The sequence below is a fragment of the Actinomadura montaniterrae genome (assembly GCF_008923365.1).
GTDB lineage: Bacteria > Actinomycetota > Actinomycetes > Streptosporangiales > Streptosporangiaceae > Spirillospora > Spirillospora montaniterrae.
Genome location: NZ_WBMR01000044.1, coordinates 15,947 through 38,868 on the forward strand (window position 1 = coordinate 15,947; position 22,922 = coordinate 38,868).

Annotated in this window: 24 protein-coding genes; 15 read left to right on the forward strand and 9 right to left on the reverse strand. The window is 73.7% G+C overall.

The annotated features are described in order from the left end of the window. Positions 1 to 100: 100 nt before the first annotated feature. Positions 101 to 1,459 carry an NAD(P)/FAD-dependent oxidoreductase gene (locus tag F9B16_RS17605; RefSeq protein ID WP_151541169.1) on the forward strand — a complete coding sequence of 453 codons (1,359 nt, stop codon included), beginning with the start codon at positions 101 to 103 and terminating at the stop codon, positions 1,457 to 1,459. A 6-nt stretch (positions 1,460 to 1,465) separates the two neighbouring features. Here the strand turns inward: F9B16_RS17605 and F9B16_RS17610 are convergent, their stop codons facing one another. The 3 genes from F9B16_RS17610 to F9B16_RS17620 form a co-directional block, all read right to left on the reverse strand. Then, a complete protein-coding gene (locus F9B16_RS17610) occupies positions 1,466 to 2,275 on the reverse strand; it encodes an SDR family NAD(P)-dependent oxidoreductase (protein WP_151541170.1) in 810 nt (269 codons plus the stop codon). Between the two features lie 100 nt (positions 2,276 to 2,375). Then, a complete protein-coding gene (locus F9B16_RS17615; RefSeq protein WP_151541171.1) occupies positions 2,376 to 3,068 on the reverse strand; it encodes an alpha/beta fold hydrolase in 693 nt (230 codons plus the stop codon). Between the two features lie 23 nt (positions 3,069 to 3,091). Continuing rightward, a complete protein-coding gene (locus F9B16_RS17620; RefSeq protein WP_225991712.1) occupies positions 3,092 to 4,369 on the reverse strand; it encodes an MFS transporter in 1,278 nt (425 codons plus the stop codon). Positions 4,370 to 4,650: 281 nt separating this feature from the next. Here F9B16_RS17620 and F9B16_RS17625 point away from each other — a divergent pair, with 281 nt between their 5' ends. Further along, a complete protein-coding gene (locus tag F9B16_RS17625; RefSeq protein WP_151541172.1) occupies positions 4,651 to 6,654 on the forward strand; it encodes a HelD family protein in 2,004 nt (667 codons plus the stop codon). Between the two features lie 24 nt (positions 6,655 to 6,678). Next, a complete protein-coding gene (locus F9B16_RS17630; RefSeq protein WP_151541173.1) occupies positions 6,679 to 7,572 on the forward strand; it encodes a DNA-3-methyladenine glycosylase family protein in 894 nt (297 codons plus the stop codon). Here F9B16_RS17630 and F9B16_RS17635 read toward each other — a convergent pair. Beyond that, entirely contained in the window at positions 7,551 to 8,147 is a 597-nt protein-coding gene (locus F9B16_RS17635; protein WP_151541174.1) for a TetR/AcrR family transcriptional regulator, read from the reverse strand. The genes F9B16_RS17630 and F9B16_RS17635 overlap by 22 nt on opposite strands. Before the next feature lie 83 nt (positions 8,148 to 8,230). Here F9B16_RS17635 and F9B16_RS17640 point away from each other — a divergent pair, with 83 nt between their 5' ends. The 4 genes from F9B16_RS17640 to F9B16_RS17655 all read left to right on the forward strand — a co-directional run bounded on the left by F9B16_RS17640 (position 8,231) and on the right by F9B16_RS17655 (position 11,435). Further along, entirely contained in the window at positions 8,231 to 8,629 is a 399-nt protein-coding gene (locus tag F9B16_RS17640) for a nuclear transport factor 2 family protein (protein ID WP_151541175.1), read from the forward strand. Further along, a complete protein-coding gene (locus F9B16_RS17645; protein ID WP_151541176.1) occupies positions 8,626 to 9,036 on the forward strand; it encodes a nuclear transport factor 2 family protein in 411 nt (136 codons plus the stop codon). The genes F9B16_RS17640 and F9B16_RS17645 overlap by 4 nt, the downstream gene beginning before the upstream one ends. Positions 9,037 to 9,171: 135 nt before the next feature. Beyond that, positions 9,172 to 10,365 carry an acyl-CoA dehydrogenase family protein gene (locus tag F9B16_RS17650; protein WP_151541177.1) on the forward strand — a complete coding sequence of 398 codons (1,194 nt, stop codon included), beginning with the start codon at positions 9,172 to 9,174 and terminating at the stop codon, positions 10,363 to 10,365. Beyond that, a complete protein-coding gene (locus tag F9B16_RS17655; RefSeq protein WP_151541178.1) occupies positions 10,362 to 11,435 on the forward strand; it encodes an acyl-CoA dehydrogenase family protein in 1,074 nt (357 codons plus the stop codon). The genes F9B16_RS17650 and F9B16_RS17655 overlap by 4 nt, the downstream gene beginning before the upstream one ends. Before the next feature lie 43 nt (positions 11,436 to 11,478). Here the strand turns inward: F9B16_RS17655 and F9B16_RS17660 are convergent, their stop codons facing one another. From F9B16_RS17660 to F9B16_RS17680, 5 genes are all read right to left on the reverse strand, one after another. Then, positions 11,479 to 12,336: a 1-aminocyclopropane-1-carboxylate deaminase/D-cysteine desulfhydrase gene (locus tag F9B16_RS17660; protein ID WP_151541179.1), complete on the reverse strand. Its 858-nt coding sequence runs from the start codon at positions 12,334 to 12,336 to the stop codon at positions 11,479 to 11,481. After that, positions 12,333 to 12,977 (reverse strand): adenylate kinase family protein, encoded by a 645-nt coding sequence (locus F9B16_RS17665; protein WP_151541180.1) that lies wholly within the window; start codon positions 12,975 to 12,977, stop codon positions 12,333 to 12,335. The genes F9B16_RS17660 and F9B16_RS17665 overlap by 4 nt, the downstream gene beginning before the upstream one ends. Positions 12,978 to 13,021: 44 nt before the next feature. Then, positions 13,022 to 13,576, reverse strand: a complete 555-nt coding sequence (locus F9B16_RS17670) for a universal stress protein (RefSeq protein WP_173092351.1) — start codon at positions 13,574 to 13,576, stop codon at positions 13,022 to 13,024. A gap of 76 nt (positions 13,577 to 13,652) precedes the next feature. Then, the gene (locus F9B16_RS17675) at positions 13,653 to 15,110 is read right to left on the reverse strand and encodes a B12-binding domain-containing radical SAM protein (protein WP_151541182.1); all 1,458 of its coding nucleotides are present in this window, start codon (positions 15,108 to 15,110) and stop codon (positions 13,653 to 13,655) included. Between the two features lie 75 nt (positions 15,111 to 15,185). Next, positions 15,186 to 15,740 carry a hypothetical protein gene (locus F9B16_RS17680; RefSeq protein WP_151541183.1) on the reverse strand — a complete coding sequence of 185 codons (555 nt, stop codon included), beginning with the start codon at positions 15,738 to 15,740 and terminating at the stop codon, positions 15,186 to 15,188. Between the two features lie 764 nt (positions 15,741 to 16,504). On the opposite strand from F9B16_RS17680, the gene F9B16_RS17685 reads away from it, so the two are divergent. From F9B16_RS17685 to pcaC, 8 genes are all read left to right on the forward strand, one after another. Then, complete coding sequence (locus tag F9B16_RS17685; RefSeq protein WP_192808840.1) at positions 16,505 to 17,359, forward strand: helix-turn-helix domain-containing protein; 855 nt, start codon at positions 16,505 to 16,507, stop codon at positions 17,357 to 17,359. Between the two features lie 371 nt (positions 17,360 to 17,730). Then, complete coding sequence (locus F9B16_RS17690; RefSeq protein ID WP_151541185.1) at positions 17,731 to 17,973, forward strand: DUF397 domain-containing protein; 243 nt, start codon at positions 17,731 to 17,733, stop codon at positions 17,971 to 17,973. A 144-nt stretch (positions 17,974 to 18,117) separates the two neighbouring features. Next, on the forward strand, positions 18,118 to 19,104 hold the full coding sequence (locus F9B16_RS17695; RefSeq protein WP_151541186.1) for a sigma-70 family RNA polymerase sigma factor: 987 nt from the start codon (positions 18,118 to 18,120) through the stop codon (positions 19,102 to 19,104). A gap of 203 nt (positions 19,105 to 19,307) precedes the next feature. Next, positions 19,308 to 19,973: a protocatechuate 3,4-dioxygenase subunit beta gene (gene pcaH, locus F9B16_RS17700; RefSeq protein ID WP_151541187.1), complete on the forward strand. Its 666-nt coding sequence runs from the start codon at positions 19,308 to 19,310 to the stop codon at positions 19,971 to 19,973. Then, positions 19,973 to 20,539 carry a protocatechuate 3,4-dioxygenase subunit alpha gene (pcaG, locus tag F9B16_RS17705; RefSeq protein ID WP_151541188.1) on the forward strand — a complete coding sequence of 189 codons (567 nt, stop codon included), beginning with the start codon at positions 19,973 to 19,975 and terminating at the stop codon, positions 20,537 to 20,539. The genes pcaH and pcaG overlap by 1 nt, the downstream gene beginning before the upstream one ends. Next, entirely contained in the window at positions 20,529 to 21,743 is a 1,215-nt protein-coding gene (gene pcaB / locus F9B16_RS17710; protein WP_151541189.1) for a 3-carboxy-cis,cis-muconate cycloisomerase, read from the forward strand. The genes pcaG and pcaB overlap by 11 nt, the downstream gene beginning before the upstream one ends. After that, entirely contained in the window at positions 21,740 to 22,540 is an 801-nt protein-coding gene (pcaD, locus tag F9B16_RS17715; protein ID WP_318839244.1) for a 3-oxoadipate enol-lactonase, read from the forward strand. Before pcaB ends, pcaD begins: the two co-directional genes overlap by 4 nt. After that, positions 22,537 to 22,917 (forward strand): 4-carboxymuconolactone decarboxylase, encoded by a 381-nt coding sequence (gene pcaC, locus F9B16_RS53880; protein ID WP_318839245.1) that lies wholly within the window; start codon positions 22,537 to 22,539, stop codon positions 22,915 to 22,917. The genes pcaD and pcaC overlap by 4 nt, the downstream gene beginning before the upstream one ends. Positions 22,918 to 22,922: the final 5 nt, after the last annotated feature.

Below are 22,922 nucleotides of genomic sequence, written 5' to 3' on the forward strand. Positions count from 1 at the left end.
ATCATCACCCTACTGAGGCGTGCGCGCGCGGGCAACGGGCGTGCGCGCGGCGGCGACAGGCGTGCCGGTGTGCGCGCGGGGCGGCGGTCGGAGGGGCGTCATGGCGGACTGGAGGACGCGGAGCCTGTGGCTGTCCCGCAGGCCCTACGAGCCCGCGCCGCCGCTCGACGGCGGCCTGGACGTGGACGTGGTCATCGTCGGCGGGGGCTTCACCGGCCTGTGGACCGCGATCCACCTCAAGGACGCCGACCCGTCCGTGGACGTCGCCGTCCTGGAGCAGCGGGTCGCGGGCTACGGCGCGTCCGGCCGCAACGGCGGCTTCGCGATGACGATGATCGGCCGCAACCTGCACGACCTGGTCCGCAAGGCCGGCCCGGCGCGTGCCCGCGCCACCCGGCTGGCGATGCGCAGCACCCTGCGCGACATCGCGGCGTTCGTCCGCGACGAGGGCATCGACGCCGACCTGACCCGCCCCGGCCTGCTGACGGTCTCGAACGGGCCGGAGCAGGACGAGCGGATCCGCCAGGACCTGGAGGCGTCCCAGCGGCTCGGCCTGGACGACCTGCGCTACCTCAGCGGCCCCGAGTGCCGCTCCCTGGTGGCCACCGACCGGATCCGGTGCGGCCACTTCGAGGAGGACGCGCTGCTGGTCGACCCCGCCGCGCTCACCCGCGGCCTGCGCGACGCCGCCGTGCGCCGCGGCGTGCGGGTCTTCGAGTCGACGCCCGTGCGCGGCCTCGCGCTGCCCGGCACGCACGTCGTGGCCCGCACCCCGGGCGGCGACGTCCGGGCGGACCGGGCGCTGCTGGCGACCAACGCCTACGCGCACGCGGTGCCCGCGCTGCGCCGCTGGCTGTTCACCATCGTCGCCTCGATCGTCGTGACCGAGCCGCTCACCGGCGAGCAGTGGAAGCGGGTCGGCTGGGACGGCGGCGCCGGCGTCGAGGACAAGCGGATCATGCCGCACTTCCACCGGCCGACCCCCGACGGCCGGATCCTGTGGGGCGGGCGCGACGCGCCGTTCGCGCCCGCCGGCCCCGACCCGCGCCAGGACCGGTCGCCGCGGGTGTTCCGGCGCCTGGAGGAGACGTTCCGCTGGACGTTCCCGCAGCTGGACGACGTGCGGATCGACCGCGGCTGGTGCGGTCCCGTCGCCGGCACCGTCAACTGCTTCGCGCACGCCGGGCGGCTCGGCCGCGGCCGCCGCGTCGTCTACGCGCTCGGCTACGCCGGCCACGGCGTCGGCCCCAGCCACCTCACCGCGAAGATCGCCCGCGACCTGCTGCTCGACCGCGGCAGCGAGCTGCTCGACCTGCCGATGGCCGCCAAGCGGCCCGTGCCGCTGCCGCCGGGCCCGCTGCGAGGGCTCGTCCTCAACGGCTCGCAGCGCGTCCTGCAGCGCGCCGACGACGGCGACGGCGGCCCGCTGACCGGGCTCGCCCTCCGCTTCCTGCAGTGACGCCCGTCAGGCCGGCTCGGCGCCGAGCGCCTGGATCCGGTCGTGCGTCCACTCCTTCACACCCGCGATGAACCCCTCGACGTCCGCCGCCTTGCCCGACGCCATCTCGGCGAACCAGTCCGGCACGTACCGCTCGAACCGCCCGTTCCCGATGAGCTCCAGCACCGCGTCGGCGACCTCCCGCGGCGGAAGTGCGTCGGACAGGTCGCTGAGCGGCGGCTCGTTGCCCGGCAGCGAGAACAGGTCGGTGTCGACCAGCGCCGGCTGGACGATGTGCGCCTGCACGCCCGTCCCGTCCAGGTCGACGGCCATGCTCTCCCAGAACGCGGTCAGCGCCGCCTTCGACGCGCCGTACGCGGCCTCGTGCGGCGGGCCGAGCCGCGCCGCGACCGACCCGATCGCGACCAGGTGCCCGCGCCCCCGCTCGATCATCCCGGGCAGCAGCGCGAGCGTCAGCCGCACCGGCGACAGGTAGTTCAGCTGCAGCACGTCGTCGTTCTCGGCGGGCGCCATGTCCTGGACGCGGCGCCGCTTCGGCATCGCGGCGTTGTTGACCAGGACGTCCACGCCGCCGAACTCGGCCTCCACGGCGGCGGCGAGCCCGGCGACCGCGTCCAGGTCCGCCAGGTCGGCCACCCACATCGCCGAGCCGGGGGCGTGCTCGCGGCACCGGGCGAGCGTCTTCTCCAGCAGTTCCCCGCGCCGCGCGACCAGCCCGACCCGCGCGCCCGCCTCCGCCAGCGCCTCCGCCACGACCGCGCCGATGCCGGACGACGCGCCCGTGACCAACGCCGACTTTCCCGTCAGACTCACCATGCCGCCAACGTCACACACGGCCGCGCCGCGCGGCAAGGCGCACCGCCGCCGCCGCGCGAAGGGAGCGTCGCGGCGGCGGCGATGGGTCCGGGCCCGCGTCCTAGATCCAGCCCTCCAGCGACGCCATGAAGCCGTCGAGGTCGTCGCGGTGCACGCAGTGGCCGGTGCCCTCGACCTGCGTCACCGCGAACCCCTTCGCGCGCAGGTCGGCGGCGAGGTCGTCGGGGACCAGCCGCCGGTCGCCCGCGCCCTGCACCAGCGACGGGACGACCGGGCGGTCCGGGATCATGTCCTCCGCCTCGCGCAGCCACCGCGCGGCGCCGACGTCCCACCGCGCGTACCCGTCCAGCTCGGCGGCGATGTCCTCGTCCGCCCACTTCGGGGCCATCTTCCGGATCTGCTCCGCCGTCGCCCGCTTGGTGAAGGCGGCGAACCCCTCGATGTCCGGGTTGGCGTCGCCGCCGATCTTCCATGCGGGGTCGCTGTAGACGGCCTTGGCGGGACGCAGGTCCGCCGCGGCGAGGGAGAGCGACAGCGCGCCGAGCGAGTGGCCGATGGCGACGTCCGCACCCGTGGGCAGGGATTCCACCAGGTCGGCGGCGAACAGCTCGGGGGAGTACTCGGCGGCGTGCGGGCTCTCGCCGTGCCCGCGCAGGTCCGGCATCAGGACCCGGTAGCCGCGGGCGGCGAGCAGCGGCGCCACCCGGCACCAGGTGCCGGCGGACGCCATGATGCCGTGGATCAGCACGGCGGTCCTGTCGCCGCCGCCGGTCTCGTGGACCTTCAGTTTCACGGGGGACTTCCTTTCCGAGGGGGTCAGCGGACGCTCCTGACCGGCAGGATCGAGAGCGCCGCCGCGACGGCGAGCACCGCCGCGACGAGGTAGAGCGCGGGGTAGCCGCCGGGGGTACTGATGATCGCGGACGCGACGAACGGCGCGATGATCTGGGGCCCGGCGTTGGCGATGTTGAGCACGCCCATGTCGCGGGCGGCGTCCTCGCCGCGCGGCAGCACGAGCGTGACCATCGCGGTGTCGACGGCCATGTACACGCCGAAGAACAGGCCGTCGACCGCCATGAAGACGACCATGGTCGTCCAGTGCGGCGACAGCAGCGGCAGCAGCAGCGCCGCGGCCATGCCGGCGCTGGCGGCGAAGACGAACGCCTTGCGCCGGTCCAGCCGGTCCGACAGCGGCCCGCCGACGACGGTGGTCGCCACCGACGTCACCGCGCCGATGAGGGTGAGCAGCGCGACGCCGTCCGCGCCCTTCATCCCGTGCGGCAGCCCGATGTGGTCCTCGAGCATGTACAGCAGGTAGCCGGTCACGCAGAAGTAGGAGAGGATCATCAGGGCGCGTCCGGCGAACACCCAGCGGAAGTCGTGGACGCGCAGCGCCGACAGGAACGAGGCCAGGTCCCGGCGCAGCGAGGAGCCGTCCGCCGCGCGCGGGGGAAGCTCGTCCGGGCGCGGGTCGTGGGTCAGCGTCACCAGCAGCACCGCCGCCAGGACGAGCAGGCCCGCCAGGGTCGTGTACCCCCACGCGACGGCGTGCGTGAACCGGCCGGCGACGACGATGCCGACGAGCAGGCCGAGCGTGGTGCCCGCGCCCGCCATCGCCGACGCGGTGCCGCGCCGCTCCGCCGGCACGCGGTCGGGGACGATCGCGGTGAGCGCCGCCTGGTAGACGTTGCCCATCCCCTGCAGCAGGCACCAGCCGACGACCAGCAGCGCGATCGTGCCCATGTTCCCGAGCAGGACCGCGAACGCCAGCGCGAGCAGCGCGCCGCCGAGCAGGAACGGGTTCCGGCGGCCGAACCGGGAGCGGCTGCGGTCCGACAGCGCGCCGCCGATCGGGTTGAGCAGCGTTGCGAAGGCCGCCCCGATGCCGGTCACGAGGCCGAGCATCGCGACCTTGTGCGCCTTGTCGATGTGCTCGACCTGGGTCGGCAGCAGGATGCTCGCCACGCCGCCGTAGAGGGAGAACAGCATGAGGTTGCCGGTCAGCAGCAGCGGCATCAGCCCGCGCCGGCTCCGTGCCGCGCCGGCCTGCGCGCCCGCCTGAGCGCGGGGAGCGGCGCCGGTGCCGGCGCTCACCGGAGGGTCCCGTTCACGGCCGCGGCGCGGCGGTCGGTGGGGCTCATGGGGGGCTCCTCGGGGGTCGGTGACGCGAGTCACTTATACGTATAAATTCTGTATAGCACCCCTTGGCGGGCACTGGTCAAGATGGGGCGCGATCCCGCCGGGCGGGGTCGGACCTCCAGGTCTCCGTCTCTCCGGGGCCCGGTCGAAAAGGTGTCGCCCTAGTGCTCATGAGGCCGGTAAGGTCGTGGGTTTCGCCGTCCCGCGCCCACCCTCGCCTCTGGAGGTCCTCCGGCATGCCCGCCGAACCGTCGATCCTCGCCGCCGAGCGCGCCCACCTCGCCGAGTCCCGCGCCGCGCTGCGCCGGATGCGCGAGCACGCGGAGTCCTTGTCAGCGGACGTCGCGGCGGACTGGGTGTCCAAGCAGTTCCTGGAGTCGCTGCTCGACCAGCGGGTCGCGGCGCTCGCCGACCATCCCGACACCCCGCTGTTCTTCGGGCGGATGGACCGCGACGGCGACGACGGGCCCGACCTGCCCGCCGTCATGTACGTGGGACGGCGGCACGTCCACGACGGCGACGAGGGCCGCCCCCTGGTGCTGGACTGGCGCGCCCCGGTGTCGCGGGCGTTCTACCAGGCGGGCCCGGCCGAGCCGATGGGCTGGCGGCTGCGGCGCCGCTTCGGCTTCCAGGGCGGCGACCTGACCGCGTTCGAGGACGAGCCCCTCGACGGCGGCGCCGAGCTCGGCCCGTCCCGCATCCTGACCGAGGAGATCGAGCGGCCCCGCACCGGGCCGATGCGCGACATCGTCGCGACCATCCAGCCGGAGCAGGACGTGATCGTCCGCGCCGACCTGCCCCGCACCGTCTGCGTGCAGGGCGCCCCGGGCACCGGGAAGACGGCGGTCGGCCTGCACCGCGCCGCCTACCTGCTGTTCACCCACCGGGAGCGGCTGTCGCGGTCCGGGGTGCTGATCGTCGGCCCGAACCGCGCGTTCCTCGCCTACATCTCGGCGGTGCTGCCCGCGCTCGGCGAGGTCCGCGTCGAGCAGGCCACCATCGACGACCTGCTCGGCGAGCCGCTGGGGGAGGAGCCCGCGGCGGTGTCGGCGGCCAAGGGCGAGGCACGGATGGCGGACGTGCTGCGCAGGGCGCTGTGGCTGCACGTCCGCAAGCCGGAGGAGGGCCTCGTCGTCACCCGCGGCGTCGCCCGCTACCGGCTCGCCGACCACGAGGTGCGGGAGATCGCGGCCGGGCTGCGCGGCACCACCCGCTACGGCAGCGGCCGCGCCGCGTTCGCGCAGCGGCTCGCCCACCAGATCCTCGTCCGGATGGAGCAGCGCGGCGAGGCCCCCGACGACCGCGTCCAGGACCAGGTGGCGCGCAGCAGGTCCGTCAAGCAGCTGCTCGACCAGGTGTGGCCCAAGGTCACCCCCGAGCAGGTCCTCTTCCGGCTGCTGTCGGACGCGGACTTCCTGCGCTCCGCCGCCAAGGGCGTCCTCGGAGAGGACGAGCAGGCCGCGCTGCTCTGGGAGAAGCCCGCCCGGTCGCACCGCTCGGTGAAGTGGACCGCCGCCGACCGCGCCCTTCTGGACGAGCTGGCCGACCTCATCGAGCGGACCGCATCGCTCGGGCACCTGGTCGTGGACGAGGCGCAGGACCTGTCGGCGATGCAGCTGCGCGCCCTCGGCCGCCGCTGCGGCACCGGGTCCGCGACCGTCCTCGGCGATCTCGCCCAGGGGACGACGGCCTGGTCGGCGCGGTCCTGGAAGGAGGTCCTGAGCCATCTCGGGCAGGACGGCGAGGTCACCGAGCTGACCCTCGGGTTCCGCGTCCCCGGGACCGTCCTCGACTACGCCGCCCGGCTGCTCCCGCACGTCGCGCCGGAGCTGGAGAGGCCGCGGTCGCTGCGCGCCGGCGCCGGGGCGCTGGACGTGCGGCGCGTGCCCGACGTGGTGGCCGGGGCGGTCGAGGCCGCGCGGGAGGCCCTGGCCCGGGCGGGCTCGATCGGGTTGATCGTGCCGGACGCGCTGGCGGCGGCGCATGCGGCGGCACTCGCGGAGGCCGGGCTGGACGCCGCGCTGCTCGGACCGGAGTCCGACGGCACCGCGCGGCTGCTCGTCGTCCCGGCGACGCTGGCGAAGGGCCTGGAGTACGACCACGTGATCGTGGCCGAGCCCGCCGCGATCGCCGCCGCGGAGGCGCGCGGCCTGGCCCGGCTGTACGTGGTGCTGACCCGCGCGGTGACCTCGCTGACCGTCCTGCACCGGGACGACCTGCCCGCCGAGCTGGCCCCCTGAGGCCCCGGGCGGTGAAGATGGACCATGACCGTCCCGCATCCGTTCACCGAGACCGTGCACCTGCCCGCGACGCCGCCGTTCGACCTCGGCGCCGCGCTCCGCTTCATGGGCGGTTTCGCGCCCACCGCCGGCGAGCAGTCGATCGACGGCGGGACCCTCACCAAGGCGCTGCGCGCCGCCGGCCGGACGGTCGCCGCGCAGGTCGTCCAGGAGGGTGACGGGGTGCGCGCGACCCTGCACGCCGCCGAGCCGCTCACCGAGGACGTCGTCCGCGCCGCCGCCGACCGCGTCGCGTTCCACCTCAGCCTCGCCGACGACCTCACCGGCTTCTACGCGATCGGCCGCGCGGATCCCGCCTTCGCGCCCGTCCTCGACCGGCTGTACGGCTACCACCAGGTGAAGTTCCCGACGCCGCTGGAGAACCTCGTGTGGGCGATCCTGTCGCAGCGCGCGCCGCAGGCCGCCGCCGCGCGCGGCAAGCACGCCCTGCGCGACGCGTTCGGCGACCGGATCACCGTGGACGGCACCGAGTACGCCGCCTTCCCGGACATCGACCAGCTCGTCACCCTCTCGGAGGGCCGGATCGCCGAGCTCGTCGGCAACGAGCGCAAGGCACGCTACCTGCACGGCGCCCTGCACGCCTGGCACGGCGCCGACGAGGACTTCCTCCGCACCGGCCCGTTCGGCGAGGTCAAGGACTTCCTGCTGTCACTGCCGGGCGTCGGCGCGTGGTCGGCGAACTTCATCCTCATCCGGGGCCTCGGCCGGATGGACGAGACGCCGCTGGAGAAGGCGCTGCGCGGCGCGGCGTCCCGCGCCTACGGGCGCCCGCTGTCGGACGCCGACCTGCAGCGCATCGCCGACGGCTACGCCCCCTGGCAGGGCTACTGGGCGCACTACCTGCGCGCGGCTTCCTGATCCGGCTCGCCGTCCCGCGGCCGCAGGCCGTCGAAGGCGATCCGGAGGACGTCGTCGCTGCCGCCGGCGCGCCCGGCGGCGTAGGAGATCCCGGCCAGCAGCGCGGTGACCTCGGCCGGGCCGATGTCGGCGCGGACGGCCCCGGCCCGCTGCGCCCGCTCCAGCAGGGTGCCGATCGCGTCCTTCACGTCCGGTCCGGTGCGTCCGGTAGCCTCGCGGGCGTCGACGCCCGCCTCGGCCAGCGCCTCGGTGACGGCCTGCTTGGTCGCCGCCTGGGACACGACGCGGGCGAAGAAGCCGAAGAACGCCGCGCCGGGATCGGTGGCCGACGCCAGCTCCCGGGCCTCGCGGGCCAGCCGGTCCAGCAGCGCGACGAGCACGGCCTCCAGCAGCGACTCCTTGGTGGGGAAGTGCCGGAAGACCGTGCCGATCCCGACTCCGGCGCGGCGCGCGACCTCCTCGGTCGAGGCGGAGGTGCCCCGCGCGGCGAACACGTCCTCGGCCGCGGCCAGGACCTTGGCGCGGTTGCGCTGGGCGTCGGCGCGCAGCGGTTTGCCGGACGAGGTCGTCGTCATCACGGCCTTCCCGTTGACAAGTGGAGTGCAGACTCCATATTTTCGGATACGGAGCAGAAACTCCGATTGTACGGGAGAGAGTCATGTCCGAGTTCGCCACCCCCCGCGCCGTCTTCCAGCGGCTGATCGACGGGGTGACCGCGCGGCGGCCCGACGGGCTGCCGCAGCTGTACGCCGAGGACGCGGTGGTCGTGCACCCGTTCGCCCATCCCGCGTCCCGGCTGGAGGGCCGCGAGGCCCTGGCCGCGCATTTCGCACGGTTGGAGACCCTCCCGGTGGAGATGAAGGCCCGCAACGTGGTCGTCCACCAGACCGCCGACCCCGAGGTGATCGTGGCCGAGTTCGAGTACGCGGGCCGCAACACCGAGACGGGCCGGGACTTCGTCGTGCCGAACGTCTTCGTCATGCGGGTCCGCGGCGGCCGCATCGTCGAGTCCCGCGACTACGCCCACCACCAGGCGTTCGAGGAGGCGATGGCGTGAGCGCCCCGACGCCGCGCGAGGTGTTCGCGCGGCTGAGCGCCGGGATCTCCGCCGGCCGCTGGCACGAGCTGGCGGACCTGTACGCCGAGGACGCGGTGGTCGACCAGCCGTTCGCGCTCCCGCCCGCGCCGCCGCACCTGGAGGGCCGGGCGATCATCGGCGAGCACTTCCGCCGGGCCGCCGATGGACCGCTCCAGCTGCGCGCGGTGAACGTCGTGGTGCACGAGACCGCCGATCCGGAGGTGATCGTCGCCGAGTTCGACTACGACGGCCGTATCGCGACGACGGGGCACGAGTTCCGCGTCCCGAACATCCAGGTCCTGCGCGTCCGGGACGGCCTGATCGTGGAGACGCGCGACTACCACGACCACCGCGGCCTCGCGCGCGCCTTCGCCGCCGCTCATTAGGGGACGAGCCGGGCGCGGGCGGTTGACCGACCCCCGTGCCGGTTCTTAGGGTGGACGGGCCATACCGACCGGTTGGTATGTTCGTTCGCGGTGGCCCGTTCGCCACCCCTGTGACCCCGCGCGGAGGTTCGCCCTGTGAGCACTGCACCGCCCGACGCCGACGAGCTGAGCAGGCGCGTCGACGAGTTCCTCGCCGCCCACGACCCGTCGGCCGCCGAACCGCTGGAGTTCCTGCGCGCCCGGTTCGACGCCGGCCTCGCCTGGGTCCACTACCCCGAGGGACTGGGCGGCCTCGGCGCCCCCCGCTCCCTGCAGCCCGCCGTCGACCGGCGGTTCGCCAAGGCCGGCGCGCCGACCAACCACCCCGAGCGCAACGGCATCGGGCTCGGCATGGCCGCGCCGACGATCCTCGCCTTCGGCACCGAGGAGCAGAAGCGCCGCTTCCTGCGCCCGCTGTGGACCGGCGAGGAGCTGTGGTGCCAGCTGTTCAGCGAGCCCGGCGCCGGCTCCGACCTCGCCGCGCTCGCCACCCGCGCCGTCCGCGACGGCGACCGGTGGATCGTCAACGGCCAGAAGGTCTGGACGTCCATGGCGCACGAGGCGCGCTGGGCGATCCTCGTCACCCGCACCGACCCGGACGTGCCGAAGCATCGCGGCATGACCTACTTCGTCTGCGACATGACCGCCCCCGGCGTCGAGGTCCGGCCGCTGCGGCAGATCACCGGCGAGGCCGAGTTCAACGAGGTCTTCCTCACCGACGTCGCGATCCCCGACGAGCACCGGCTCGGCGAGGTCGGCCAGGGCTGGCAGGTCTCCACCACCACGCTGATGAACGAGCGGGTCGCGATCGGCGGCGCCGCCGCGCCGCGCGAGAGCGGGATGATCGGCGTCGTCGCGTCCCTGTGGCGCGACCGGCCCGAGCTGCGCACCCCCGGCCTGCACGACGCCGTCCTGCGCGCCTGGGTGGAGACCGAGGCGGCCCGGCTCACCGGCGAGCGGCTCCGCCAGCAGCTCACCGCCGGGCAGCCCGGCCCCGAGGGGTCCGGCGCCAAGCTCGCGTTCGCCAAGCTCAACCAGGAGGTCTCCGGCCTGGAGCTGGAGCTGCTCGGCGACGAGGGGCTGCGCTACGACGACTGGACGATGCGCCGCCCCACCGAGGTCGACTTCACCCGCCGCTCGCCCGGCTACCGCTACCTGCGCGCCAAGGGCAACTCCATCGAGGGCGGCACCTCGGAGATCCTGCGCAACATCATCGCCGAGCGCGTCCTCGGCCTGCCCGGTGAGATCCGCGTCGACAAGGACGTGGCGTGGAAGGACCTGCCCAAGTGAGCGACCTCCTCTACTCCGAGATCGAGAACGACCTGCGCGCCGGCGTCCGCGAGCTGCTCGACGACAAGGCGCCCTGGACCGGCGTCCTCGCCGGCACCGAGAAGGACGAGCCCTACGACGCGGCGCTGTGGAAGGCCGCCGCCGGTCAGCTCGGCTGCGCCGGGCTGCCCGTCCCCGAGGACCTCGGCGGCGCCGGCGCCACCTGGCGCGAGACCGCCGTGGTGATGGAGGAGCTCGGGCGCGCCGTCGCGCCCGTCCCGTTCCTCGGCAGCTCCGTCATCGCGACGGCCGCGCTGCTCGCGGCGGGGGAGCGGGAGCTGCTCGGCGCCCTGGCGTCCGGGGAGAAGATCGCCGTGCTGGCGGTGCCGTTCGCGACGCCGCCCGGCGACGTCGCCGCGACCGTCCGGGTCGCGGACGGCGCGCTGACCGGCGAGGTCGCCGGGGTCGCCGACGGGCTCGCCGCCGACGTGCTGCTCGTCCCGGCCGGGGACGGCCTGTACGCGGTCGACGCCGCCGACGCCGCCCGCACCGCCGTGACCTCGCTCGACATGACCCGGCGCCTGGCCGACATCGCCTTCTCCGGCGCGCCCGCCCGGCGCGTCGCGGAGGGCGGCGACGCGGTCCGCGCGGCGCTGCTGACCGGCGCGGCGATGCTGGCGTCCGAGCAGCTCGGGCTCGCCCAGCGCTGCCTCGACGACACCGTCGCCTACGTCAAGAACCGGTACCAGTTCGGCCGTCCGGTCGGCTCCTACCAGGGCCTCAAGCACCGGCTCGCCGACCTCTGGACGTCGATCACGCAGGCCCGCGCCGTCGCCCGGTACGCCGCGTCCTGCGCCGCCTCCGGCGACGCGGACCTGCCGGTCGCCGTCGCGGTCGCGCAGGCGCACTGCTCCGCGGTCGCGCTCAAGGCCGCCGAGGAGTGCGTGCAGATGCACGGTGGCATCGGCTTCACCTGGGAGAACTCCTCGCACCTGTTCCTCAAGCGCGCCAAGGCCGACGCGATCGCGCTCGGCACCGCCGACCGCCACCGCGCGTCCCTGGCGGCGCTGGTCGATCTGCCCTCGGCCTGAGACGCCGCCCCGCTCCGCCCCGGCGAGCTCGTCGCCGGGGCGGTCAGCCGGTGACGACCGCCAGGATCCGCACCCCCTCCGGGAAGGCGCCTCGCTCGGCGAGCGCGACGATCCCGAACATCATCTTGGCCGTGTAGACCCGGTCGAGGACGAGCCCGTGCCGGGCGGCGAAATCGCCGATGAAGCCGTCCAGCTCCGGGGTCGTCCGGGCGTAGCCGCCGAAGTGGAAGCCGTGCTCGACGCTCCACGAACCGCGCCGCTCCCCGTACGTCTCGCGCTGGAGCCGCTCCACCTCGGCGTCCATGAACCCGCCCTTGAGCACCGAGAACCCGAGCGCGCGTGCGTCCGGCGGCAGCCCGGCCGCCAGGCCCGCGAGCGTCCCGCCCGTCCCGCACGGGCAGCACACGACGTCGAATCCCGCAGACTCGGCGCCCAGCTCCGCGCAGCCCCGGACGGCCAGGGCGTTGCTGCCGCCCTCGGGCAGCAGGTAGAAGTCGCCCCACCCCTCCCGCAGCGCGGCGATCACGTCCGGTTCGTGCTTGCGGCGGTACGTCGTGCGGTCCATGTGCGTGAGGCGCATGCCTCGGCGCTCGGCGTATGCCAGGGACGCGTTGAGCGGCAGGTGCTCCTCGCCCCGCACCACCCCGATCGTCGCGAACCCGAAGAGGTCCCCGGCCGCAGCCGTCGCCCGCAGATGGTTGGAGTACGCGCCGCCGAACGTCAGCAGCGTCCCGTGCTCGCGGGCGGGCCCGATGTTGTGCCGCAGCTTGCGCCACTTGTTGCCCGGAAGGTCGGGGTGGACGAGGTCGTCGCGCTTCAGGAACAGCCGGAGGCCGCGCCGGGCGAACCGCGCGTCGTCCAGTTCCACGACCGGGGAGGGCGCGGCTTCGGGCAGGATCATCGCGGCGCGGGCAGGCCGAGCTTCTCCCGCAGCGTCCGCTGGACGGCGTCGATGCCGGGCCGCGCGTCCACCGTCACCACGTACTCCTTGCGGCCGAACAGCTCCAGGATCGGGGCGGTCTTCTCCCGGTAGTTCCGCAGCCGCTCCGTCACCGCCTCCTCGGTGTCGTCCTCGCGCGCCACGAGCTCGCCGCCGCACACGTCGCAGCGGCCCTCCTGCGTGGGCCGGTCCGCGATCAGGTTGTAGTCCATCCCGCACTCCGAGCACAGCCGGCGCGCCAGCACCCGGCGCCGGACCTCGTCGTCCGGCAGATCCAGATGGATCACCCCGTCGATGTCGTAGCTCTCCAGGAAGAACTCCGCCTGCCGCCGGCTGCGCGGGAACCCGTCGATGATGAACCCGTAGTTCCAGTCGTGCTGCTCGAGCCGGTCCCGCACGACGCCCTCCACCAGGTCGTCGCCGACCAGCTCGCCCGCCGCCATCGCGCGCCGCACCTGCGCGCCCAGCTTGGTGTGGTTCTGCACGTGCCAGCGGAACACGTCGCCCACGCTGATGTGCACCAGGTCGAGATCGCGCGCCAGCAGCAGCGACTGCGTCCCCTTCCCACTGCCCTGCGCCCCGATGATCACGTACTTGCGCATGCCCGCAGCCTATGCGGCGCGGCCCGGGCGGGCGCGACCGCGGGTCAGCGCGCGAGCCGCAGCGCCCGGCCCAGCCACCGGAACCGCGAGCGGTCGGGCACGTGCTCGGGCTCGTCGCGCAGCGTCAGGCAGTCCGGCAGCGTCCCGATCGCCGGCGGCCGCACGCACACCAGCGTCGCCCGCGCCCGGCGCGCGCAGTGCAGCCGCACCGACGGCCGCAGCAGCCGCGAGAACGGCCCCCGTGTCCCGTGCCCGACGACCAGGATGTCGTCCTCGCCCGCCAGCCGGACCAGGGTCGCCCCCGGCTCCCCGACCAGGGCCAGCGCCGTCATCTCCACGCCGTCGGGCGGACCGCCGCTCACCTCGTCCAGCAGCCGGGCGACGAGCTCGGCGCCCGATCCGCGCAGCGCGTCGGTGATCCCGCAGCCGAGCTGGCCCGCCGCCGAGACGTGCGGCGGCAGCGGCGCGGAATGGGCGACCAGCAGCGGCAGCCGGCGCAGCCGCGCCTCGCCGATCGCCCAGGAGAGCGCGCATCGTGCCCCCGCGGAGTCATCGACCCCGACGACGACGCGCGGGCCGCCCTCCGGTCTCGCGATCACGGTCCCTCCTGAAGGCAACGGACTGATGTGCACTCTAGGGTGCAGGCATACCCGTTCCGACGGAAGTGTTTCCGCTTCAGGAAAGCCGAGTTTCCGCAATCGTCACCGGCGTGTCGCCCGCGGGCCGCTCGCCCGGGGCCGCCGCCGGACGCCCGGCACGGGCGCCCGCCGGCCTCGCGCCGAAGCCGGACAGGACCGACTCCAGCAGCGGCAGCGCCGCCCCCGCCCGCTTCGCGCGGATCACCACGTCCCACGCCGGCTCGAACTTCTTCCACCCGCCCGCGTAGGCCGCGTGCCGGGCCTTGCCGCGCAGCGTGGGCTTCGACGCGGCGCCCCGCGCGATGTTCCGCCACCGGTAGAAGTTCCGGTAGGCGCGCCAGTAGCCGTCCTCCAGCTGCGTGGCGGTCATCCGGGCGGGCTTGAACACGACGGTACGGGTGTCGTAGCGGTCCCAGTCGCGGTGCAGGATCCGCCCGGCCTTCTCCATCCGGGCGTACAGCCGCGTACCGGGATACGGCGTCATGATGTGGAACGTCGCGGTCTCGATGCCCTGGCCGACCGCCCACTCCACCGTCCGCTCGAACACGCTCGGATCGTCCTGGTCCATGCCGAACACGAAGCTGCCGTTCACCATGACGCCGTGATCGTGCAGGCGCCTGATCACCTGCCCGTAGTCCCGGTCGATGTTCTGCCACTTGCGCTGCTCTTTGAGGTTGCCGGCATTGACGGTCTCGAACCCCACGAACAGGCTGCGCAGCCCCGACTCCACCGCCTTCTCCAGCAGCCCGGGCCGCAGCACCGACTGGACCGTCCCCGCGGCCTGCCACAGCCGCCCCATGCCGCGCATCCCGTCGAACAGGGCCCCCGCGAACCGGGCGTTGCCGAACAGGTGATCGTCCAGGAAGTACAGGTGCCGTCCCGGCAGCCGGTCGATCTCGCCGAGCGCGGCGTCCACGGTCTGCGTGTAGAACGACTTGCCGCCCTCGAAGAACGCCTCCTTGTAGCAGAAGTCGCAGACGTGCGGGCACCCGCGGGACACGACGATCGAGTTCGGCACGAGGTACCGGCGCCGGTCGATCAGGTCCCGCCGCACCGGCGGCAGCCCCGCCAGCGTCCGCTCGGACGAGTCGTAGCGCGGCGCCGGCCGCCCCGCCCGCAGGTCCGCGAGGAAGCGCGGCCAGGTGTCCTCACCGGGCCCGCAGAAGATCGTGTCGGCGTGCGCCGCCGCCTCGTCCGGCAGCGACGTCACGTGCAGCCCGCCGAGGCACACGTGCGCGCCCTTGGCGCGGTAGTGGTCCGCCAGCTCGTAGGCGCGCCGCGCGGACGTGATGTACACCTGGATCACCACCAGGTCCGGCTCGTCGGACACGTCGACCTTCTGGACGTGCTCGTCGGTGAGCGTCACCTCGTCGCCGGGGTCGAGGTACCCGGCGAGGGTCGCGAGCCCGAGAGGCGGGAACAGCGAGTACTTGATCGGCCTGAAGAACGGCGAGGACGCCTCCGTCAGGGCGGGCAGGATCATCTTCACGCGCATGCCCCAACGCTCCCGCCCGAAAGAGCAGGCCCTGTGCCGCCGATGTGGAGATCCCGTGGAGGCCCGGCCGGGAGGCTACGCCGCCACGGCGCCGCTCCGCGACAGCCACAGCCAGCCGACGGCCTTGGTCTCCTTGCACGCCACCTGGACGGCCCGGTACCGCTCCTGCTCGACGTAGGGACCGCTGCAGACCACGTCCTCGAACAACCGCTCGCCGGCGAGCAGGCCGAGATCGGAGCCGGACAGGTCGATGGCCTCCTTGAACGAGGGCGCCTCCAGGAGCCGGAAGAGCTCGATCACCACGCGGCCGGACACGCCGTACTCGTCCCATCGGACCGAGCCGGCGGTCACCGCGACCCGCATCCGCAGCCTCGCGACATCGCTCCGGTACAGGTTCCACTGCCGGAGCATCGCGCTGAGATGGTTCGCGAGCGGGTCGAGGAGAAGGTGACCCGGAATCTCCGGCGGCAGGACCACCAGGATCCCGTCGCCGCGATCCTCGGCATGGCAGGCCTGCCACGGAATGCAGGTCATCGCGAGCGCCCGCTGGACGGTCGCGTACATGGCGTGACGCAGTTCGAGCTGGACGATCTCGTCCCGGTCCAGGGCGCTGAACGCCACCACGTCCACCGCGAGAAGGCACGTGTGAAGCCGGGCGGCGGCCGGATGCGGCGCAGTGTGCGGCCGGCGGCCCATGAAATGCGCCGGTGTGACGGAAGCGTCCCGTGACCCTGGAATCCGGTCGCGTGCAAGACGTATCCTCATAGAGGATCGAGGCCTTTCTGGGAATGGCCGGCAGGTCTGCCGCGGGGCTCCTGTAGCAGCAGGGGTCCCGCCACCTTCGGTACGGGTGACCGGCTTGTGCCGCCCTGCCGCCGCGAGGTGGTGGTTCCGCGGTCATCCACTATTATGCAGCCGCCCGCCGAAGTGCCCGTGCCGTCGGCTGATTGCCTGGCGCAGATCTGCGCGCCGCAGATCGCAAGAAACTTTTTCTCCACCTGTCGCCGCGAGAAGTGGCAAACCGGTGCCACGCGTCCTGCGGGAGGGCGCCCGGGCGAGTGGCGTGGTGGAAGTAGGCGGAGCGACCGCTGTCAAACCGCCACATGGTGGTTGCCCGCCTATGGGCGGTGCCGGTGTGACTCGAGTGGCGGCACCGTACCGGCGGGGCGGGGCCGCTCGGCCATCGGCGAGGTACCGGATCGCGTCCCGCCGTTGTCCGACTGCATTCTGCGACCTGGTGCAAATGGGTCTGGCAAACTGCTACGTCGCTGATTTAATGGAGGCACCCTGGAGGGCGGCGAACAGCGACGTTCCGGTCTGCCGGGAAGAGTCAAGGGTGATCTTCACTCGGTGAGTAAGAGGTCGCGATGAGCATGCCCTCGAGATTTGGGCCGGTGGTCCAGCGCGCGATCCTGACCAGCGAGCTCCAGCGTCTCCGGCAGGCGAAGGGGGTGACGCAGGAGCAGGTCGCCGCCGCTCTCGACTGGTCGACCTCGAAACTCATCCGAATCGAGGGCGGCACCGTCGGCGTCTCCACCACCGATCTGCACGCCCTGCTGCGGCACTACGGGATTCAGGACGGAGACCCGGAAGTCGGGAAGCTGACCGAAATCGCCCGCGAGGCCCGGCAGCGGGGCTGGTGGGCGCCCTACCGGCACGAGCTGGCCGCCGATTTCCTTCGCTACCTCGGATATGAGACCGGGGCGTCGGTCATTCGCAGTTTCCAGCCGTTGCTCGTTCCCGGGCTCCTGCAGACCGAGGAGTACGCGAATGCGGTGACCATCGAACTCGTGTCGTCGCCGGCCGAGCGCGACGTCGTGGTGGAGGTGCGGATGCAGCGTCAGGAGGAGGTGTTCAGCCGGGCTGATCCACCGCAACTCATGATGGTGATGGACGAGGCGGTGCTGCGCCGCAGGGTGGGCGGGCAGGTCGACTCCGGTGTGATGCCGCGGCAGCTCCGGCACATCCTCGATGTCCTGGAAAGGCCCAACGTCTCGGTCGAGGTGATCCCCTTCTCGAAGGGGGCGCACTTCGGGATGAAGGGCGAGTTCACCATCCTCGAATTCACTGATCCGCGGGTCAACGACGTCCTCTTCCTCGAGCTGACCGGAGTGTGGGACGTGACCGTCGTGGACCGGGACCCGCGGATCACCGAATACCGGGCGGCGTACGAGAACCTGCGGCAGCTGGCCATGCCGCCCGAGGAGACGGGCCCCTTCATCGAGGAGATCATCGCTTCGATGACGTGACGCCCGGCGGGGCGTGACCGGGTGGTTTCCGTCCGTGGCGCGGGCGTCGGCGAGGTGGCTCCACCCTGCACCCCCAGCCCATCCCAAAAACTCCGCAATTGCTCATCAATGCGCCGAATGTAGGTTTATGGGTGGTGCGTGTCTGAAAATCCTCTTCTATCGGCCCGCGAAGCAGGGATGGCGGCTTCGTCGAAGATGCTGGAACGGGGTTGTTCGTAAGGGTGCAGCGTCTTGGGGGAAGTGCTAAAACTTTGCTGTCGTATGAGCGGCCGCCGTAGGTGGCGGTCGCTCACACGGGTAGTCATCGCGTGACACTGCGGTCAAGAACTACGGGTCCCTTGCAGGGCCTGGCCTGGAAGGATTTGGTGGCTATGGCCCTGCGGTCCGGCTTCGCATCCGGTGGTGCGGTGTTCCCCGGCCTTGCTCGGCGTCCCGAGCGCGGCCCTCGCTGGCGCAAAGCGTCCGCCAGCGGGAGTTCCGGGTGCGTGGAGGTGGCCGGGAGCGGGGCGGCGGTGCTCGTGCGGGACTCGAAGGATGTCGAGGGGCCGGTCGTGGTGATGACGCGGGCGGCGTTCGCGGGGTTGGTGGCGGGGATTCGAGGGCGGGTGGGGTGACGCGGGGCTCTGCGGAGGGGTGAATCCGCAGGTCGGGGCGTAGGATCGTCGGATTGCACGTGTTCTGTCGGTGGGGTCGCCTACGGTCGGGGTGTGAGGCGGCCGTGTGAGCGCCGCCACAGTGACGCCGCCCCAGCGAAGGTGATGACCACCATGGCGAACAGCACCAAAGAGACGGACCACGACTTCCAGGAGCTGGCCGACCCGTACCGTCGGGAGCTGCTCGCGCACTGCTACCGGATGCTGGGGTCCATCCACGACGCCGAGGACCTCGTCCAGGAGACGTACCTGCGCGCCTGGCGCTCGTACGACAACTTCGAGGGGCGGTCGTCCCTGCGCACCTGGCTCTACCGGATCGCGACGAACGTGTGCCTGACCGCGATCGACCAGCGCGGCCACCGCCCGATGCCGTCCGGCCTGGGCGCCCCCAGCGACGAGCCGGAGCGCCCCGTCGTCGCCTCGCCGGAGGTGCCGTGGCTCGAGCCGGCGCCCGACGCGGTGCTCGGCGCGGACGCCGCCGACCCCGCCACGATCGTCGCGGCCCGCGAGAGCACCCGGCTCGCCTTCGTCGCCGCGCTCCAGCACCTGCCCGCCAAGCAGCGGGTCGTGCTGATCCTGCGGGACGTCCTGAAGTGGAAGGCGGCCGAGGCCGCCGAGCTGCTCGGCACCTCCACCGCGTCCGTCAACAGCGCGCTGCAGCGGGCCCGGGCGCAGCTGGAGGAGGCGGCGCCGCTGCGCGACGAGCTGGTCGAGCCCACCGACCCGGGCCAGCGGGATCTGCTCGAGCGGTACGCGAAGGCGTTCGACGACGCGGACGTGGACGCACTGCTGGACCTGTTCCGGAAGGACGCGGTCTGGGAGATGCCGCCGTTCCCGCAGTGGTTCGTCGGCGCCGGCTCGATCGTCCGGCTCATCAAGGCCCAGTGCGCGCCCGAGCCGGGGGAGCTGCGGATGGTGCCGGCCGCCGCCAACGGGCAGCCCGCCTTCGGCATGTACCGGCGGGACGCGGACGGCGTGCACCGGCCGTTCCAGCTCCAGGTGCTCAGCATCGCCGCCGGCGAGGTGGTGCAGGTGTCGGCGTTCTTCGACACGTCGCTGTTCCCGGTCTTCGGCCTGCCCGAGACCCTCTGACCGCCGCCTGGAGGGGGGCAGGGCGGCGGTTAACGCCGCCTGACGTGCCGCAGACTGCGGCCCTGATTTTCCGTTGAGCGGAAACCCGGGTGCGCCGTCGCCGCCGCCGGCTGCCAGGGTGGAGGGCAGTGCGTCGCGCCTGGGGAGATCCGCGCCGCGAACGGGGCGCCACTGGCGGGGCACGTCGAGGAAGGAACGAGCGCATGACGCATCCCCCGTACCTGTATCCGGGCTACAAGAGCACCGTGCTCCGCGCCCCGGCGCAGGAGCTGATCATGCCGAAGCTCGGCCCGGACAGCGTCGAGCTGTCCTCGCCGGTCTTCGGCCACCAGGAGCTCGGACGGCTGGACAACGACCTCACCGTGCAGCACTCCGGGGAGCCGCTCGGCCAGCGGATCATCGTGACCGGCCGGGTGCTGGACGGCGCGGGCCGCCCGGTGCGGAACGCGCTCGTGGAGGTCTGGCAGGCGAACTCCGCGGGCCGCTACAACCACCTGGGCGACATCCACCCCGCCCCGCTGGACCCGAACTTCACCGGCGCGGGACGCTGCCTCACCGACGACGAGGGCCGCTACCGGTTCATCACGATCAAGCCGGGCGCCTACCCGTGGGGCAACCACCACAACGCGTGGCGGCCCGCCCACATCCACTTCTCGGTGTTCGGCACCGCGTTCACCCAGCGGCTCGTCACGCAGATGTACTTCCCGGACGACCCGCTGTTCCCGTTCGACCCGATCTTCCAGTCGATCCCCGAGGAGCGCGACCGCGAGAAGCTGATCTCCCGGTTCGACATGGATCTCACCAAGCCGGAGTGGGCATTGGGGTTCCAGTGGGACATCGTGCTCGGCGACACCCCGATGGAGGCCTGATGACGACGCCGGCGAAGACCACGCAGGCCGAGACGACGCCGTCGCAGACCGTCGGCCCCTTCTACGGCTACGCGCTGCCGTACGAGGCCGGCCCGCGGGTCGCGCCCGCCTGGCGGCCGGACGCGATCACCATCCGGGGCCGGGTGCTCGACGGCGCCGGCGAGCCGGTGCCGGACGCGCTGCTGGAGATCTGGCAGGCCGACGAGAACGGCGAGATCCCGCGGCGGCCGGGCGGCATCGTCCGGGAGGGTCACGACTTCTCCGGGTTCGGGCGGTGCGGCACGGACGCGGCGGGCGGGTTCTGGTTCACCACCGTCAAGCCGGGCGCGGTCGGGGCGGGCGCGCCGTACATCGCGCTGCTGGTGTTCGCGCGCGGCCTGCTGAAGCCGGTCGCGACCCGGATCTACTTCCCGGAGGACGAGGCCGCGCACGCCGCCGACCCGCTGCTCGCCGAGGTCCCCGCGGACCGCCGCGGGACGCTGGTCGCCGAGCGGGAGGGCGACCGGGCGTACCGGTTCGACGTGCGGCTGCAGGGCGAGGGGGAGACGGTCTTCCTTGCCTTCTGAGACGCCGCCGCCCGCCGCGGCCGGGCCGTCCGGCGGCGCGGGGCCGTCCGCCGACGCGGGGCTGCTGTCGCCGGTGCGCGCCGGGACGGAGGCCGAGGCCGCCACGGGCGACGCCGCGTACCTGGCGGCGATGCTCGACGCCGAGGCGGCGCTCGCCCGCGCGCAGGCGCGGCTGGGGATCATCCCCGCCGCGGCGGCGGAGGCGATCACCGCGGCCGCCTCGGCCGGCGGGATCGACGTCGCGGACGTGGCGCGCCGTGCCCGCGGTTCCGGGAACCCCGTCGTCCCGCTGGTCGCCGATCTGCGCGGCCTCGCCGGGGCCGCCGGCGAGCACGTCCACAAGGGCGCCACCAGCCAGGACATCGCCGACACCGGCGCGATGCTCGTCGCGGCCCGGACGCGGCGGGTCCTGCTGGCCCACCTCGACCGGGCCCTGGACGGGCTGGCCGGCACCGTGGCGCGGTACCGCGACACCCCGATGGCGGCGCGCACGCTCGGCCGGCAGGCGCTGCCCACCACGTTCGGCGCGAAGGCGGCGAACTGGCTGCTCGGCTGCCTGGAGGCGCGCGAGCGGCTGGCGGCGGTCGCGCTGCCCGTCCAGCTCGGCGGCGCCGCCGGGACGCTGGACGCCTACGGCGACCGGGCGTTCGACCTGGTCGCCGCGTTCGCCGAGGAGACCGGCCTGGACGTGCCGGTCCTGCCGTGGCACACCCGCCGGACCCCGGTCGCCGACCTGGCCGCGGCGCTCGCGGTGACCGCCGGCGCCCTCGGCAAGATCGCCACCGACGTGTGGCTGCTCGCGCAGAGCGAGGTCGACGAGGTGGCGGAGGCCGCCGGGCCCGGGCGGGGCGGCTCGTCGTCGATGCCGCACAAGCGCAACCCGGCGCTGTCGGCTCTCGTCCGGTCGGCGGCGCTGCAGGTGCCGGCGTACGCGCAGGTCGTCCTCGCGGCGCAGGCCGCGCCGCTGGAACGCCCGGCGGGGGAGTGGCACGCCGAGTGGCAGCCGCTGCGCGAGTGCCTCAGGCTGGCCGGCGGCGCCGCCGAGACCGCCGCCGACCTGGTCTGCGGCCTGGAGGTGTCGGCGGACCGGATGCGCGCCAACCTCGACGGACTGCTGGACGTTCTCGGAGACGATCCCGGCACCGGCGCGGCCTCCGCCCTGGCGGACCGTGCCCTCGACGCGTACCGGAGGAGCCGCGCGTGACCCCGCCCCCACCCCTGAACACCCCGCCCCCGCGCATCCCGCAGTACCGGCTCGACGGGCCGCCGGACGCGCCCGTCGTCGTCCTCGGCCCGTCCCTCGGCACCTCGATGGACCTGTGGCTGCCGCAGCTGCCGGCGCTGACGCGCGCGTGGCGGGTGCTGCGCTACGACCTGCCGGGGCACGGCGGCGCGCCGTCCCCGGACGGCCCGTTCACCGTCGAGGACCTCGCCGGCGGGGTCGCCGCGCTGCTCGACCGCCTCGGGATCGCCGAGGCGGCGTACGCGGGCGTCTCGCTGGGCGGCGCCATCGGCACCGCTCTCGCGCTCCGGGCCCCGGAACGCGTCGCGAGCCTCGTCCTGTGCTGCACCTCGCCCCGCTTCGGCGACCCGGGGCCGTGGCGGGACCGCGCGGCGCTCGTCCGCCGCGAGGGCGTGGGGCCTGTCGCCGACACGGCCGCGAGCCGCTGGTTCACCCCCGGGTTCGCGGGCGCGGAGCCGTACGTCGCGATGCTCCGCGAGACCGACCCGGAGGGCTACGCGGCGTGCTGCGACGCGCTCGCCGCGTTCGACGCCACCGCGCGGCTCGGCGGCGTCTCGGCGCCGACCCTGGTGATCGCCGGGGCCGAGGACGGCCCGACCCCGCCGCACGGCCACGCCGACCGGCTTGCCGAGGGCATCTCCGGCGCCGAACTGGTCGTGATCGACGGAGCCGGGCATCTGGCGAGCGCCGAGCGGCCGGAACCGGTCACCGAGGCGATCACCGCGCACCTGAACCGCACCTGGAAGGGACGGGCATGAGCATCGACGGGGAACGGCACGCCGAGGGCATGCGGACGCGCCGCGAGGTGCTCGGGGACGCGCACGTCGACCGCGCCGAGGCCCGCAAGGACGCCTTCACCGAGGACTTCCAGGATCTGATCACCCGGTACGCGTGGGGCGAGATCTGGACCCGTCCCGGGCTGGACCGCAGGACGCGCAGCTGCATCACGCTGACCGCCATGGTCGCGGGCGGCCACCTGGACGAGCTGGCCATGCACGTGCGCGCCGCGCTCCGCAACGGGCTGACCCGCGAGGAGATCAAGGAGGTCCTGCTCCAGACGGCGATCTATTGTGGAGTGCCCGCCGCGAACTCGGCGTTCGCCGTCGCCCAGCGGGTACTGGCCGAACAGGAGTGACCGTC